Origin of the sequence: Paenibacillus pectinilyticus (genome assembly GCF_001700435.1) — a bacterium.
GTDB lineage: Bacteria > Bacillota > Bacilli > Paenibacillales > NBRC-103111 > Paenibacillus_E > Paenibacillus_E pectinilyticus.
This window is the reverse complement of sequence record NZ_LYPC01000014.1, coordinates 60,723-75,955: the sequence shown is the minus strand read 5'-3', so window position 1 is coordinate 75,955 and position 15,233 is coordinate 60,723. Positions and strand designations below refer to the sequence as shown.

General features: G+C 46.3%; 16 protein-coding genes. 1 reads left to right on the top strand and 15 read right to left on the bottom strand.

The features are described 5' to 3' along the window. Positions 1-139: 139 nt before the first annotated feature. The 13 genes from A8709_RS07980 to A8709_RS07920 form a co-directional block, all read right to left on the bottom strand. Positions 140-1,303: an Rne/Rng family ribonuclease gene (locus A8709_RS07980; protein WP_065851785.1), complete on the bottom strand. Its 1,164-nt coding sequence runs from the start codon at positions 1,301-1,303 to the stop codon at positions 140-142. A 23-nt stretch (positions 1,304-1,326) separates the two neighbouring features. Continuing rightward, positions 1,327-2,202, bottom strand: a complete 876-nt coding sequence (locus A8709_RS07975) for a M50 family metallopeptidase (RefSeq protein WP_065851783.1) — start codon at positions 2,200-2,202, stop codon at positions 1,327-1,329. Further along, positions 2,195-3,076, bottom strand: coding sequence for a M23 family metallopeptidase (locus tag A8709_RS07970; protein ID WP_065851781.1), 882 nt, complete (start codon positions 3,074-3,076; stop codon positions 2,195-2,197). The genes A8709_RS07975 and A8709_RS07970 overlap by 8 nt, the downstream gene beginning before the upstream one ends. Before the next feature lie 145 nt (positions 3,077-3,221). Continuing rightward, positions 3,222-4,370 carry an FtsW/RodA/SpoVE family cell cycle protein gene (locus A8709_RS07965; protein ID WP_065851779.1) on the bottom strand — a complete coding sequence of 383 codons (1,149 nt, stop codon included), beginning with the start codon at positions 4,368-4,370 and terminating at the stop codon, positions 3,222-3,224. A gap of 7 nt (positions 4,371-4,377) precedes the next feature. Beyond that, the gene (minD, locus tag A8709_RS07960) at positions 4,378-5,172 is read right to left on the bottom strand and encodes a septum site-determining protein MinD (protein WP_065851777.1); all 795 of its coding nucleotides are present in this window, start codon (positions 5,170-5,172) and stop codon (positions 4,378-4,380) included. A 41-nt stretch (positions 5,173-5,213) separates the two neighbouring features. Then, positions 5,214-5,873 (bottom strand): septum site-determining protein MinC, encoded by a 660-nt coding sequence (gene minC, locus A8709_RS07955; RefSeq protein WP_065851776.1) that lies wholly within the window; start codon positions 5,871-5,873, stop codon positions 5,214-5,216. Positions 5,874-5,945: 72 nt separating this feature from the next. Further along, complete coding sequence (gene mreD, locus A8709_RS07950; RefSeq protein ID WP_065852600.1) at positions 5,946-6,473, bottom strand: rod shape-determining protein MreD; 528 nt, start codon at positions 6,471-6,473, stop codon at positions 5,946-5,948. 13 nt (positions 6,474-6,486) lie between these two features. Then, positions 6,487-7,350, bottom strand: a complete 864-nt coding sequence (mreC, locus tag A8709_RS07945; protein WP_244163132.1) for a rod shape-determining protein MreC — start codon at positions 7,348-7,350, stop codon at positions 6,487-6,489. 21 nt (positions 7,351-7,371) lie between these two features. Next, complete coding sequence (locus tag A8709_RS07940) at positions 7,372-8,406, bottom strand: rod shape-determining protein (protein WP_065851774.1); 1,035 nt, start codon at positions 8,404-8,406, stop codon at positions 7,372-7,374. 36 nt (positions 8,407-8,442) lie between these two features. Continuing rightward, complete coding sequence (gene radC, locus A8709_RS07935; RefSeq protein WP_065851772.1) at positions 8,443-9,132, bottom strand: RadC family protein; 690 nt, start codon at positions 9,130-9,132, stop codon at positions 8,443-8,445. Between the two features lie 111 nt (positions 9,133-9,243). Then, positions 9,244-9,693: an RrF2 family transcriptional regulator gene (locus A8709_RS07930; protein WP_065851770.1), complete on the bottom strand. Its 450-nt coding sequence runs from the start codon at positions 9,691-9,693 to the stop codon at positions 9,244-9,246. Positions 9,694-9,813: 120 nt separating this feature from the next. Then, the gene (locus A8709_RS07925; RefSeq protein ID WP_065851768.1) at positions 9,814-10,416 is read right to left on the bottom strand and encodes a Maf family protein; all 603 of its coding nucleotides are present in this window, start codon (positions 10,414-10,416) and stop codon (positions 9,814-9,816) included. A 55-nt stretch (positions 10,417-10,471) separates the two neighbouring features. Further along, entirely contained in the window at positions 10,472-10,714 is a 243-nt protein-coding gene (locus A8709_RS07920) for a DUF4321 domain-containing protein (protein ID WP_065851767.1), read from the bottom strand. Between the two features lie 238 nt (positions 10,715-10,952). Here A8709_RS07920 and A8709_RS07915 point away from each other — a divergent pair, with 238 nt between their 5' ends. After that, a complete protein-coding gene (locus A8709_RS07915; protein WP_065851765.1) occupies positions 10,953-12,188 on the top strand; it encodes an N-acetylmuramoyl-L-alanine amidase in 1,236 nt (411 codons plus the stop codon). A gap of 75 nt (positions 12,189-12,263) precedes the next feature. Here A8709_RS07915 and A8709_RS07910 read toward each other — a convergent pair whose 3' ends face one another. Together A8709_RS07910 and murC are read right to left on the bottom strand one after the other, a co-directional pair. Continuing rightward, positions 12,264-13,652: a hypothetical protein gene (locus A8709_RS07910; protein ID WP_065851762.1), complete on the bottom strand. Its 1,389-nt coding sequence runs from the start codon at positions 13,650-13,652 to the stop codon at positions 12,264-12,266. 192 nt (positions 13,653-13,844) lie between these two features. After that, positions 13,845-15,233: a UDP-N-acetylmuramate--L-alanine ligase gene (gene murC, locus A8709_RS07905; RefSeq protein WP_065851761.1), complete on the bottom strand. Its 1,389-nt coding sequence runs from the start codon at positions 15,231-15,233 to the stop codon at positions 13,845-13,847.

The window sequence follows — 15,233 nt, the reverse complement described above, 5'->3', positions numbered from 1 at the left end:
TGTCTCAGACTCGCCTTGTGCAGGTGACGGTACAGAACCAAATCCATACGCGTACTTCGACCTGTTTCGTGCGGTTACAGCATGCCTAAACAACACACTCCGAGTATTATATCACACTATTATTTTCATATGCAATGTTTTATTTGCGTTTCCGCGTCATTTCCAATAATCCGAGCTTGGTCCATCCGACAATTGTCGTTTTGGATCGATCTTTCCGAACTGCTTCTGCCATATTCGCCATAACTTTGGCTCTGTTATCTTCCGCGTGCATATCGATAAAATCAACAATAATAATGCCTCTGAGATTGCGAAGCCGCAAAAGTCTGGGAATTTCAATCGCTGCTTCCCGATTAATATCTGTAACGGTCTGCTCTAAATCAATAGATCCCGTGTACCTGCCTGTGTTCACATCAATGACTGTCAATGCCTCGGTTTGATCAATGATCAAATATCCTCCGCTAGGCAGCCAGATTTTACGTCGAAAACTTTGATTCAGCTCTTCTGTCACCCCGAAATGATCAAACATCGGTGTCTTGCGATCATAGAAAGCAATGCGCCCACGCCAGCTTGGCTGCTGCCTGCGCAATAAAACTCTCATTTCTTCATACACCTTATTATTGCTCATCCATACTTCTTGAACCTCATCCGAAATGACATCACGAGCAAGCTTAGGAAGCAGATCGAGATCCTGATAAAGCTGTGCAGGCACGTTCGTCTCTTCTTGCTTAGCTTGAATGGAGCTCCAGATTTCTCGTAAATTTTGCAAATCATCGCGAATCGCTTCTTCACTTTGACCAATTGCTCCCGTGCGTATAATGACACCTTCACCAGGCAAAAGGTTACCCTCAGCAAGCTGCTTAAGACGCTGTCGTTCAGCTTCTAGATCGATTTTACGTGATATCGCAATATAATCGGCGTCAGGCATGTAAACGATCCAGCGACCGGGAATGGAAACGTGTGTAGTCACTCTCGCTCCTTTGGTTCCTTGCGGATCCTTGCTAACCTGTACCATCAGCATCTGCCCGACTTCGGCAATCTCCGTAATGGAGGGCTTGATCTTCGGTTGCTTGTCCAAATGTACAGGAAGGAGATCGTCTATATAAAGAAAGGCATTCTTCGTAAGTCCGATATCGACGAATGCCGCTTGCATGCCAGGAAGTACGTTAACGATGCGGCCTATGTAGATACTGCCAGCTCGTTGAGATTCAAGGGGATACTGCGTATCATACTCCACAAGACGGCCATCCTCAAGCAAAGCCGCTTGTGTAAGCTCGGGTGCGCAGTGAATTATCAGTTGCTTCATACACGTTCACCTCAACAGTTATTTTACATGAAAAGATCGGAAACTGCACTCCCCGGTTTTTTTCCATCCAAATAACCGCCGACAATTTGCTGTTCTGGCAAGACGGCTTGAATGCGTCCCACCTCATTCACCACGTAGATTAAGTGATATTTTTCCCGCATAAAAAGCTTTAACGTTTCTGCCATCGTTAACTGTTTGGTGATCACAATGGGCTGTGCTCTTGTGCCGCGGCTCAGCAGCTGGCCAACACGAAATCCTCGCCCCATCAGGAAGCGAAGGAAATGATAAGGGATTTGCCGATAGGCGTACCAATTGGAGATGAGCAGAAAAATGCCAACAACCAGAATATTAATCGGCAGCTGTCCATGAAGAAGCTGGGTAATCGCCATCACGATGATAGAGACACTCAAGATCATACTGATCCAAGTCGAATAGACAATCGCATTATGATACGACATGATATAGCTTAATAAGCCCTGCATCACTTTCCCACCATCTAGCGGCATTACCGGAATTAGATTAAATAAACCTATCATGAGATTCGCCTGGATAAAGTAGTCCCACCAACTACTACTGCCCATATCGAATGATTTTATCACCACGGCGAGCAAGATCATCCACACATGCTGGAGGGGCCCTGCTAGCGCTACGACCAATTCCTCTTTTGTTGAGGTTGTCCCCATCTCATCTACAATCAGTACGCCGCCAAAGGGCAGCAGCTGTACTTCTTGAACCCGCCAGCCGAACCCTTTCGCTGCAGTTAAATGACCGAGTTCATGAATAAGCACGATGCCGAATAACGTGATGGCCTCCAAGAAGTAACCCGTCAAAGCGCAGCCAATCATGATGAGTGTAAAAAGGGGATGAAACCGGTACTTCGTACCCGCTATTTTAATCAAAGGAGATCACATCCGTTGGGTTGATCGGCAAGCCTTCTTTCTGAACGGAGAAGTACATCGTCCCTTTGGCAGGGTCCTTGGCGGACGCTTTTCCGATAGGTTCTCCAACCTTCATCCAGTCTCCAACGTTTACGCTGACCTCACTCAGCCCCCCATATAAGGATTCAAGCCCTCCTGGGTGACGTATCATGATTGTTAAACCGGTTTCCGCTGCTGTGCCCGAGAATATAACTTGTCCGGTGTCCATAGCATAGACAGGCGCATACTCAGCTGTATTCAAATTAACACCCTTATGCTGCGTCCCATCGTATCGTATCATTACAAAGCCTTTCGCTGGTGCGAATAACGTCCGTTTAGACGTACTCACAATAACCGCTTCACTGCCCGTCCGGTTAAAGCTCGGAATAAACGAAGGCGAGCTTCCGAACTTATCCGTATACCATGCGGAAAAAGCCGTGAAATCATACGATTGCGTCAACGCCGCACGAATGTATAATTTCCCTTTTATCGCCCAAGGCTTGTCTAACTGAAACATGCCATAAATAGCTGCAAAAATAACGCCGCTGATGAGCAGCTTGAACGCGATTTTGCGAGGAGATGGCGGCCTTAATAAGCCGTGTTCAGCATCAGCATTGGCCCGATCCATCATGATCTTTTGGCGCCAAGCGAACTCTGGGTCCTCCATCTGACGTCGCCAATCGGAATTCGCATAGAGAGGCAGTTGCGGCTCCTCGGGATGACGTGGCGGCAAGATGAACTCCGTCGGCAGGGAGGATCTTAATGAGTTCCCTTGCCCAAGTACTGCATCCGACGATTCTCGCAAATGGCGAAGTCGCTCTAACCGGCGCTGTTTGACTTTGTCTTTGATAACCATAGAATCCCCTCCTCATAGACTTTCATTAGTACAGCCTATGAGCGTAGGGACAAGATTATGTAACGAGAACAATTCCCACTAGTGTTCATACACAAAAAAGCCCGAAACCCCAATCAGGGTAACGGACTTCATTTCATGCTATTGGTTAAAACAATTCAGGCGCTCGCTCCTGATGCAGCTTGACACTCATGACAAGACCGATGGAGAGCATATTGATCATGAGCGATGTTCCCCCATAGCTGACGAAGGGAAGCGTGATGCCCGTCAAAGGCATAATGCCAATCATCATGCCAACATTTTCAAAAATTTGAAATACGAACATGGACACAACGCCAACGACGATATAGGCACCACTGAGATTCGTACTTTGAATGGAAATGAGAATCATCCGATAAATAAGCAAGAAGTAAATAAGCAGCAGGACCGCAGCACCTCGGAACCCGAATTCTTCCCCAACGACTACGAAAATAGAATCTGAATACGCAAAGGGGATGAAGTTACTGTGAACGGATGTTCCTTTGAGGAAGCCTTCGCCATCCAAACCGCCTGAACCAATCGCACGGACTGCATTTCGCACTTGATAACTGTCATCGGAGGAAACATCCTGTGGATATAAGAATGTATCAATACGATCCATCCAATGGGTGAAGCCATACGGCTTGAGTAGATCGAACAAACTCTGATGAAATGTTTTGTACAATGTAAGCGTCAGGAAGCCTACGCCAACCACGACAACAACACTTATGAGCACTTGGGAGTATTTGATATTACCAATCCAAATCATGCCCAATAATATAATGATAAATATGATCGCATTCCCTAAATCCGGCTGAATGAGTACGAGTAGGAAAGGCACTAATACGGTGAGAATCACGGGAATAATGTCATTTCTTACTTGCAGCAGGTCCCCACCGCGCCTGGCAAGGATTGCCGTCACACAGATAATCAAGATGAGTTTGACCAGCTCTGCAGGTTGAAAGGTCAGACCCCCAGGAAGCTCGAACCAGCCCCGCGCACCATGAATTTTCCCACCCAAAAAATAGACAGCAATCAAAGAAACAATGCCAATCCCATATAGATAAGGTGCAATACGCAGAAGAACTCTGTAATCAAACAGGCTGCAAGCCAAGAAAGCAACTAAACTTACACCGTATAAGATAAGAATTTTCATAACGCTGATATGAATCGTTGGATGATCCACAGAAGCACTGTACACCATCATCGTACTTATGACCGCAAAGGCAAGGAGAATCACAACAATTGGAATATCAATGTTTTTCAGCTTGGCAAACACAGAACAATCATCCTATTCCAATAAACTTTTTCATACGTTTGACCCAACCGGTTTTGTCCTCAAGCTGCATAAGCGGCACGGTATCGCCAACAATACGCCGAGCAATATTCCGATAGGCAATCGCTGCACGCGAAGATGGATTCATAACGGTAGGCTCGCCCATATTAGCTGCTTTGATGACATGCTCATCGTCTGGCACGATGCCTAACAAATCAATAGCAAGTACTGAGCAAATTTCGTCGATGTCCAGCATCTCGCCTTTCTTCACCATCTGAGGACGGATCCGATTGATCACAAGCTTGGGTGAGGAAATCTTCTCATTCTCCAGTAGACCGATAATGCGATCCGCATCACGAACAGCTGCATTTTCCGGCGTGGTGACAACAATGGCTTTGTCCGCACCTGCTACAGCGTTCTTGAACCCTTGCTCGATGCCCGCAGGGCAATCGATAATGACATATTCAAAATCATTTTTGAGTTCCAAAATGATCGTACGCACCTGTTCAGGTGAAACCGCATGTTTGTCCTTCGTTTGTGCGGCCGGCAGCAAATATAATTCATCAAAGCGCTTATCTTTAATTAACGCCTGCGGCAAACGGCAGCGCCCTTCCGCAACGTCCACAAGATCGTAGATAATTCGATTCTCCAAACCCATAACCACGTCCAAATTACGTAAACCAATATCGGTATCTACCATACATACTTTCTTACCTAGAAGTGCGAGTGCAGTCCCTAGATTAGCGGAAGTTGTTGTCTTACCAACGCCACCTTTACCCGAGGTGACAACGATAGCCTCTCCCATATTCCTCACCCCAGACACATTTATTATACTTATCACAATTGTTATTTGATCGGAGCATCAGGCCAAATCCGATGAAGCTGATGCAGCTTGTCGATTTCCATTTTACCTTCTTTGACATAGGCAAATTCCATAAAAGCCTCGTCGATTTCCCATTCATCAGGTGAACGACTGATCACGCCCGCAATTCGTAATTGCGTTGGACGCATATGGGAAGCGGCTATGATGGCCTTCTCATCGCCCTCTGACCCTGCGTGAGCCATACCGCGAAGTGAACCCATGATGTAAATGTTGCCCGTAGCGGAAATAATTCCACCTGGGTTAACATCACCTAAATAAAGCAGATCCCCTTCATTATGAAGGGTTTGTCCTGAACGGATCATCCCTTTGAGCGTTGTCATCGTAACTTTGGGCTCAGGTGGCGCTTCCACATTCACCGGTTCACTTTCGATCGACTGAATCAAAAGGTTCCCCTTCTGCTTAATGACAGAACGAATCTCTTCTTTCTGTTCATCCGTCGCCTCGCGGCTACCCAATTTGACATTCACATGAATAATAGGACCCGTTAATATTTGTTGATGCGTTTTCTCGAGCTTATGCTGCAATTCCTGCAGCAGCTCTTGCCAATCGCATGCGTCATTTAGTAAAAAAACAAGGCCATCCTTGACCCCTTTTATCATCACATGGTGCTTCGCTACAGACATAATGGCATGACGACCTCCCAACCTATACATTTCGGCCCCTGCTCTGATTTCTCCTGCTTATTGCCTGGAAAATTAATCTTCATTCCCAGAAGGAGCGAGTCGTTTTCCTTCAAGTAACTTGCGAATGGGAACGTAGCAAACCAAGGCCACCAGTAAATTGAATAGAACACTTGGGAGCATGTAATGGGTGAGAGCAAAATTCAAATCAATCGCAATCAGCTTGAATAATCGATTAATTCCGTAATCGAGAAACTCAAACAAGAGTAAGCCAAGGCTTGCAATCAACAAATTATAAAAAATTAAATTAGGTTGCTTTCGTTGGGCAAGTCCTGCCAGGTAGCCGACAAGTCCCATGCTGAACGAGTAGACGCCTAACATAGCGCCATAATAAGTGAAATCGTGTAATAAACCAAACAAAAGACCATAGATTAAAGCGGCATGACGATGATGAAAAAGTCCAATAAACATGATAAACACTAAGGTTAAATGGGGTGTTACAAAGACAATCGATTGCCATGAGGCCGGCAGCAGCCACACAACCAAAGTGCCCTGAAGGATAAACAGAGCAAACAGGATGAGCCATAAGATATGTCTATTCACTTCTCGGCTCACCTCATTTCACTTCCGGAACTTCTACAACGAATACTTCACGGATCCGATTAAAGGAAGCTTTAGGCTTCACCATGACTTTGTAGGTAATCCCAAATTCACCAGGGCCAATAGATGAGATCGTCCCTACTTCAATCCCACTAGGAAACACTTGACCCAAGCCCGACGTAATAATCGTATCGCCGATTTTCATGTCATCGGCATGCTCAACCTTGTTCATGACCAACTCGCCTGTTTTGGGATCGTAAGACTCAATCATCCCGAATGGCTGTTGATCATTTCCTTTTACAGTGACGGCAATCGCCTTGGAGTTGTTATCGGTATCATTCGTTTCCGTTAGCAGCTGCACGTTGGAATGGAAGCCAAATACCTTGCTTACTCTTCCTACCAAGCCATCCACGGTCATGACCGCCATATTCTCCTTAATCCCGTCTTTGTCGCCCAAATTAATGGTCACGGTGCTGTTGTACGGATCCGGATCAATGGTAACAACCTCTGCAATCCGATACGTGTAATTGTTAGATTGTCGCTGGCGCTCAGTGAAGCCTAACGCTTCCATAAGCCTTTTGTTCTGTGATTCCAGATCGTTCAATCGCTGTGTATCTCGCGCATACTGCGTAAGCGTCAGCTTCAACGTTTTATTTTCTTCATAGATGACACGGAGTTGTCTGATATCTTCAAAGAAACCCGCTACCTGCGCAGCGGGCTTGTAGAAGAGTCCTTGCGTCCATGAAACCGAATCTTTAACAAATTTCTCAGGCCAAGTCATTGGCCCTCGATTGCCGAGTGTTAGCCCCATTAAGATAAAGAAACAGACTAAACCGGACATAAGAAAAATGAGTCGCTTATTTCCCATGAATTTAAACAAATTGGCACCTTCTAACGATAATTAACCCTTATACCTTGAACCAGAACCTGATTTATTCTTAAATAAATGAATATTTTCTAAGGCACGACCTGTGCCAATGGCTACGCAATCAAGTGGATTCTCAGCTACCATAACCGGCATTCCTGTTTCTCTTGCCAAAAGGCGATCTAGATTACGGAGCAATCCGCCTCCCCCCGTCAACACGATACCGCGATCCATAATATCCGCAGAAAGCTCCGGTGGGCATTTCTCAAGCGTTACCTTCACCGCATCAACAATGGCACTAACCGTATCCGCTAACGATTCTGTAATCTCAACCGAAGTCACACTAAGCGTTTTGGGCAGCCCACTCACGAGATCACGTCCCCGAATTTCAATCGATTCTGCTTTCTCCATGGTTAAGGCGGAACCAATCTCCATTTTGAGTGTTTCGGCTGTTCGTTCACCAATCATCAAATTGTATGTACGTTTAATATATTGGATAATGGCCTCGTCCATCTCATCCCCAGCAATACGAATGGACCGACTCGTTACAATGCCTCCGAGTGAAATAACAGCGACTTCCGTCGTTCCCCCACCGATATCCACAACCATACTCCCTGTCGGTTCCCAAACAGGCAAGTCCGCACCAATAGCAGCCGCGAATGGCTCCTCTATCGTGTAGGCCTCTCTAGCCCCTGCTTGCTTCGTGGCGTCCTCTACAGCACGCTTCTCAACCGCTGTAATTCCTGAAGGCACACACACCATCACATTCGGATGACGTTGAAACAACCAGCGCTGCTTCTGAGCCTGTCGAATAAAGTAACGGATCATGGTCGCCGTCGTGTCGAAATCGGCAATGACACCGTCTTTCATTGGACGAATGGCACGAATGTTGCCCGGTGTGCGCCCGATCATTTTCTTAGCAGCTTCACCAACTGCCTCAATTGTTTTCGTATCAGTACGAAGGGCAACCACCGAAGGCTCCCTTACGATAATTCCTCTGCCTTTTACATATACCAGCGTATTCGCAGTACCCAAATCGATGCCTAGATCTTTCGTAAAACCACCAAACATACAAACGGCTCCTTTCCTGTTGCGTGTTCTATTATATTACATAAAGCCTTGTTCCTTCAAACTTATAAATCTCTGATCTCCAATGATAACATGATCTAACACTTCAATACCAATTATTGCTCCAGCTTCTACTAACCGCCCAGTCAGACTAATATCTTCCGGACTTGGGGTTGGATCTCCACTTGGATGATTATGTACACAGATGATCGAAGCGCTGCTTCGCTTAATAGCTGCCCGAAACACTTCCCTTGGGTGAACGATTGACGCATTCAAGCTGCCCATCGATAACGTTTCTTGGGCGATGACATGATTCTTCGTGTTCAAAAACAAGCAAACGAAATGCTCCTTTTGCAAATAGCGAAGCTCCTCACTCATCAAATCCGCGATATCCTTCGGAGAGCGAATAGTGACTCGCTCTTCGTATGTACTTTTGGCTAGTCGGCGGCCTAGTTCAATCCCGGCTTGAATTTGTAAAGCTTTCGCATCACCGATACCCTTGATTTGTGTCAGCTGGTCCTTACTCATATCTACGAGACTGCGCAGCCCGCCGCTTTCACTCAGAATTCGGCTTGCGAGACTGATCGCTGATTCAGATACGGTACCTGTCCGTAACAAAATGGCGAGAAGCTCAGCATGGCTTAATGCCCCCGCGCCCAGTTGGAGCATGCGCTCCCGCGGTCTTTCTTCCATCGGAACTTCTCTTATCATCAAGCTTGAGCTTTCCATGTATTCCCCTCTTCCGTTATGTAGGTTGTGTTACTTATTCCTATCCCATTCATCGGGATGCAGACCCCTAAAGACAACAAAAGCCCGCGGATTGGTGAGATCCGAGGGCTTCTAGGATAAGGATTTGCTATTCGATTGCGGACAATCCATAACTTTTATTTGTTCAAGCATACTGCCGATCGTATGACCTTCAAAGTAGTTCTCCATTTGCTTCTCGGCATCACAGAAAACCTTCCCCATCAATTTATCCATCTTCGATGAAATCACGCAGGGTTTGCTCTCATCTCCCGAGCACCAGCTTGGCTTCAAAGTGCCTTGGCAGGTTAAACGATAAATCTCACCGAGGGTTACTTCCTCCGGTTTACAACTCAATATAAATCCGCCACCAATGCCTTCCTTCGTGGAGACATAGCCTGCTTTTCGCAAAAAGCCCATGACCTTACGAATTCTTGCAGAGTGAGTAGATACATTCGCTGCAATTTCTTCGCTAGTCGCCATATGGTCAGGCAGATGAGCTAACAGAACAAGACTGTGGACGGCAATGGTAAATTCGCTGTTCATGGTTGGTACCTCCCTGAAGAATGCGAAGTCATGTCGCTTACTGTCATTGTAACCGTTACAGATTAGCCAGTCAATCTTAACGCCTTATTTTGGACTAGAACGGATAGGCTTAGAAGGTCTTTAAAGGACTTGAATATCGAACGTAAGCAGCAAATCACTTAACAAAGAAAGAGGTAGTCCTACAACAGTGAAATAGTCTCCGTCAATGCCGCTCACGATCGTCGCCCCGATGCCCTGAATCGCGTATGAACCCGCTTTATCCTTAGGTTCTCCTGTCGCGATGTAACGCAGAATTTGCTCATCGGACATAGGTTTCATACGGACATGCGTCACGCTGTGAGATACGACTTGCTTCCCTGTTTCTGCATCCACACAAGCAACGCCGCTATAGACTTGATGCGTATTGCCCTGCAGCGCTTGAAGCATACGGAAGGCATCCTGCTCATCTGCCGGCTTGCCTAGCACTTCGTCGTTATACACAACGACGGTATCCGAACCGATGATTATACCGTCTTGATCTTGCGCCTCTAACATGTCTCTAACCGTTGAAGCTTTGCGAATCGAAAGGATCTCTACGAGTTCCGAAGGAGAAACTTTAGCGTCGACGGTCTCATCCGCGTCACTCACACGAATAATATAGGGTAGTCCGAACGATTGGATAAGCTCCTGCCTCCGTGGCGATGAAGAAGCAAGTATCAGTCTTGGTTGATTAGGGGTAGACAATGTAAACAACTCCTCAATATGATTTATACGTTTGTGGAATCTCTCACATCCATCGCTAGACTTTCCGATAAAGGAGATAGGCTCCAACTAATCCAATAATGCTGCATAGATTTAGTTTCACCAAAAGGTGAAATTCATATTTCAGAACTTGCAAATCCGCCTTAGGCTCCCAAGAAATTTGAACGGATTTCGTTAAAAAGGCGAGAGCAGGAACGGGCGCCAGCAGCTGGCCAATAATAATCCCGGTAATTAAGCCGACGATTAAAAAAATAATCAATGTAAACGTGCTTTTCTTCATTCCTGTCATCCTCTCTATGTATGTACAAGCCTATTATACGGGTAGAATCCTCTTTTTTCCATGCAAAATAATATAATCGATTACACCGTTTGATAGTGAAAACTTCTATCGAAACCATACAAAGATAGGCGATCGCCTTTAAAATATAAGTGTTATCGCTCCTATACAAGCAGTTTTTGGGAACCGAAAATTTATACTAGTCTATGTGGTAAGATAGTACCCGGAGGTAATTTCAACTATGACTCTACTAAAAAGATTAATCCTATTCACCTTATTACTCACCATCGCATTTCCCTATCATGCCTTCGCTTATAAGGTGGTATTGGATGCCGGTCACGGCGGAAGTGATCCAGGAGCCATCGGCATAGGAGGCCTCCGTGAAACCGATGTCAACCTGGACATCACGTTAAAAGTACGACAAGCATTAATTGATCGCGGTTACGATGTTGTGATGACACGAACAAACGACACGTTCTGGCCGCTTGCTCAGCGAGTCGCCTTCACCAATGACCAACAAGCGGATTTATTCGTATCCATTCATGCGAATGCGCATCCGAGCAGCAGTATTAATGGCACCATGGTGCTTTACTATGACAGCGCATACCCACAAGAGGATTATCCAGCTAGCTCGACGATGACCCAATTAACACCTTACAGCAAAGATTTAGCCCAGCATGTGCAGGATGCCTTAGTTGCTGCTGGTGGAACCAAAGATTTAGGTCTTACACCAAGCGCGGTTTATGTGGCGAGAATGGGAATCATTCCTAGTATTTTAGTCGAGACTGCCTTTCTCACGAATAAAGGAGATGCGGCCCTACTTGCAAATGATGCGGTACGATCCAAAATGGCGCTAGGTATCGCTAACGGAATCGCCGCATACCAACCACCGCTCTTCACAGATGTGTTGGTCCACTGGTCAAGATCGGCTGTGCTTCGGATGAAGAACAAAGGCATTATCGAAGGCGTGGGTAACAATTACGAACCTGACCGCGCACTAACACGAGCGGAATTCCTTACGCTAATGGATCGCGTGTTCAATTTCAGCAAGCTTCCAGCTGCTTGTGATACTACAGGGACCGTGACCTCCAACGTTTATGGCTGTGCACCTAGTGCACCAACAAGCTATGTCGATTTGCCTGCCTCTCACTGGGCGAGTGCGGTTTTTGCGAAAGCTAGCAAATTGCAGCTGCTAACAGGATATGGAGATGGAACAATACGTCCCAATCAGGCGATTACTCGCGGTGAAGTTGCTTATTTGTTCAATCGTTTGCTACAAATGACTTCCCCTACAGCACAAATAACGGCAAATGATTCCTTCGACGATGTGCCGAAGTCGCTGTGGAGTGCTTCCGCAATCTATACCTTAAAGGATAAAGGCATCATTAATGGCATAACGGACTCCTCCTTTAAGCCTGAACAAACGATGTCTAGAGCCGAAATTGCCGCTTTGCTTGATCGTTACGTTTCGAAATAAAAAACAAGCACAAAAGCCGTGTACCCCACACAGAATGCGTGGGTACACGGCTTTTGGCTGTTTAACAGAAGCGATTTAAGCGGCACTGATACTTTTGAGCAGTTCCTTCTGTGCAATAATGTATTGCATTAAGGAGGATTGTGCTTGCCACATCAAGGCTTGGGAAGGCGTTTTTTTGTACTCTTCCATCGATTGAACGGCACGATTGATCGCTGTTGTCATTTTGGACATCGATTGTTTCACATCGTCACCTGCTCCATCAGTAATCGACGTACCGAGCGTTATCAGCGCTTGATGGGAAGTGCGAATCGTCTGCATGGAGGCATCCGTTAATACGCTTGGCTTCGTTTCTGCAAGATGAACAAGGGTTAGGCCGCTAATCGTATTGACGAGTTTATCGCCCTCTGTGATATACGTGGGGACGTTCTCCGCTTTAGCTCCCGACCAGCGTATTCCCTTAATGGCGGGGAAATCCATGTTTTTCATAAACACTTCGACGGTCTTATCAGCAGCTTGAACCTCTTGCCGAAGCGCTGTTGCGTCTTCCTTTGACTTCGCAAAGCCAACGAAGACGGTTAGTTTATCTGAGTTATCCAACGCTGAAGCAAGGCCCTTTTTGCTCAGGGAATCTTGGACAACTTGTGCACCTTGCACCGAGCTAAACACACCATTTTGCAAAAATGTGTACGATTTCGCAGGGATTTGAACAGGTGTCACCGTCAAAGCTGAAGACGCCGTTACAGGCAGCGTACCGTCCGTTACGCCAGCCTGCACTTTAGAAGTGGCTGTGGCCACTTGTGGATTCGCTGACGCGACCGTTGTTTTATTCGGAGTCGACGACGTAGCCACACTGACATTCGCATCGCGATCCGAAGAGAACATCGAAAGAACGAAGAAACCAAAGGCGATACCGGTTACTACCGCTCCAGCCACTGACGTTGCAATTCGGAACCACGGTGTGTTTGTCGACTTTGCATATCGTGTTCTTGTTCCTGAATCCAAGTACGGCTCTTTCGAAGTCCAGCTTGTCCATTCATTCGGCACTTCCGAAGCTTCTACAGGATTTCGCGGCTGCGTTGGCTGAATGTGTTGCTCTGGTGTCTGCCGTGTGTCGACCTGCTCGACTCGCTCCCGCTCTCGCGCTACCTGTGTTTCCCGAATGATGCGTTCAACCCGTTCTCCCTCGGACTCAATTGGCGAATTCCAATTCCCGAAATCCGTTGTAAATGTATTCAAGGCATGCGATTCAAATAAATGCTCTACTTGCTCTCGCTCTGCCTGCTCATATGGCGTCACTTCATTCCTATCTCGGCTATCTCGATCCACCTGGGAATCTATCACATTGAATTCTTCTTGATAGAGTGGAATCACATTCTCTTCTTGATCATGCACTCTCGCAGCTCGGCGTGTTGAATCTGGCCCTTCTTTGGCGTCGAATCGATAAGTAATTCTAGCTTTTTTCATTCTCTTCCCTCACTCCTCGTCGTATGTATGTTGGAAAAGGCATACCGCCGTATCATCTTGTCCCAAACTTCTATTACTAGAGTATGAGAGAGAGAAGCTATTTATGACCACATACGAAAGTATAAGTTCTCGATTTCCGAAAAAGTGGTAAAAAAAGACCGCCTCCAGCCAATGGCTCCAGCGATCTTTTCTTTACGTATGTGATTCGTATTTCTTGCGAAGCGATTTGGCTAATCCGTCAGCTGCCTTCCAGATATCCCCAGCTCCCATCGTGAGCACCAGATCACCAGGTTGAACGTGGTCAACTAGATACGTTAACACTTCTTCCCGTGAAGCAATATGCTGCACATTCGCATTGCTATTACTGCGAATGAGCTCTACTAATTTAGCAGAGTCTACGCCTTCAATGCGTTGTTCACCTGCAGGTGAATAAATATCTGTAATAATAACCTCATCTGCCTCTAAAAAGGAACGGCTAAACTGCTCGAAAAGGTAGTAGGTTCGTGTGTATCGTTGCGGTTGGAACACAGCGATGATCCGTTTTTTCGTTGCTTTCGCTGCAGAAATAGTCGCTTGAATTTCAGTTGGATGATGAGCATAGTCATCAATAACTAGAATATTTTCAACTTCCCCAAGCACTTGGAATCTACGCTTGGCACCACGGAACTCCTGAATCGCTTCTGCAATGTTCTCGAAGGAAATACCCGCTTCTAAGCATGTGATCAACGTCGCGAGCGCATTATATACATTATGCTTCCCTGGTACAGATAGGCTAACTTGACCTAAAGATGCTCCCTTGAACTCAACCGTAAAGGTAACCTTACGGTCTCCAAGTGAGATGTCGCGTGCGATATAATCCGCTGCCGTCTCAATTCCGTACGTGATCACTTCACTTTGAATTTGCGGAATCATTTCACGAAGGAATTCATCGTCATGACAGACAATCGCTTTGCCGCCAGGTCTAACTTGGCTTAGAAATTGCGCATAGGCTTTTTTCAAATTTTCGAAATCGCCATTGTAATTTTCCAAGTGGTCCGCTTCAATATTATTGACTAACGCCATGGTTGGATGATATTGCAGGAACGTGCCATCACTCTCGTCCGCCTCCGCAACAACATACTCCCCTTTGCCCGCTTTGGCATTGCTGCCGACATTCATGATTTCGCCACCGATAATATACGTTGGATCTGTCCCACAAATCTCCATGACCAAAGCAATCATAGACGAGGTCGTCGTCTTCCCGTGGGCACCTGCAACAGCAATCCCCTTACGTTCATTCATCAATCTGCCTAACATTTGCGAGCGATGAATAATCGGAATGTTTAATTGTTCTGCTGCTTGCATTTCCACATTATCTTTGGATAATGCTGTAGAATAGACAACCAGATCCGCACCCGAAACGTTCGTCGCTTCGTGGCCAATAAAAACCCTGGCGCCTTTGGCTTTCAACTTCTCCGTAAGTTCTTGCTGTGCTAGATCAGAGCCGGAGATCCGGTATCCCATCTCAAGCATGACTTTGGCAATGGCACTCATGCCGTATCCGCCGATTCCTATAAAATGTACGTGTTGTGCTTGACTCAC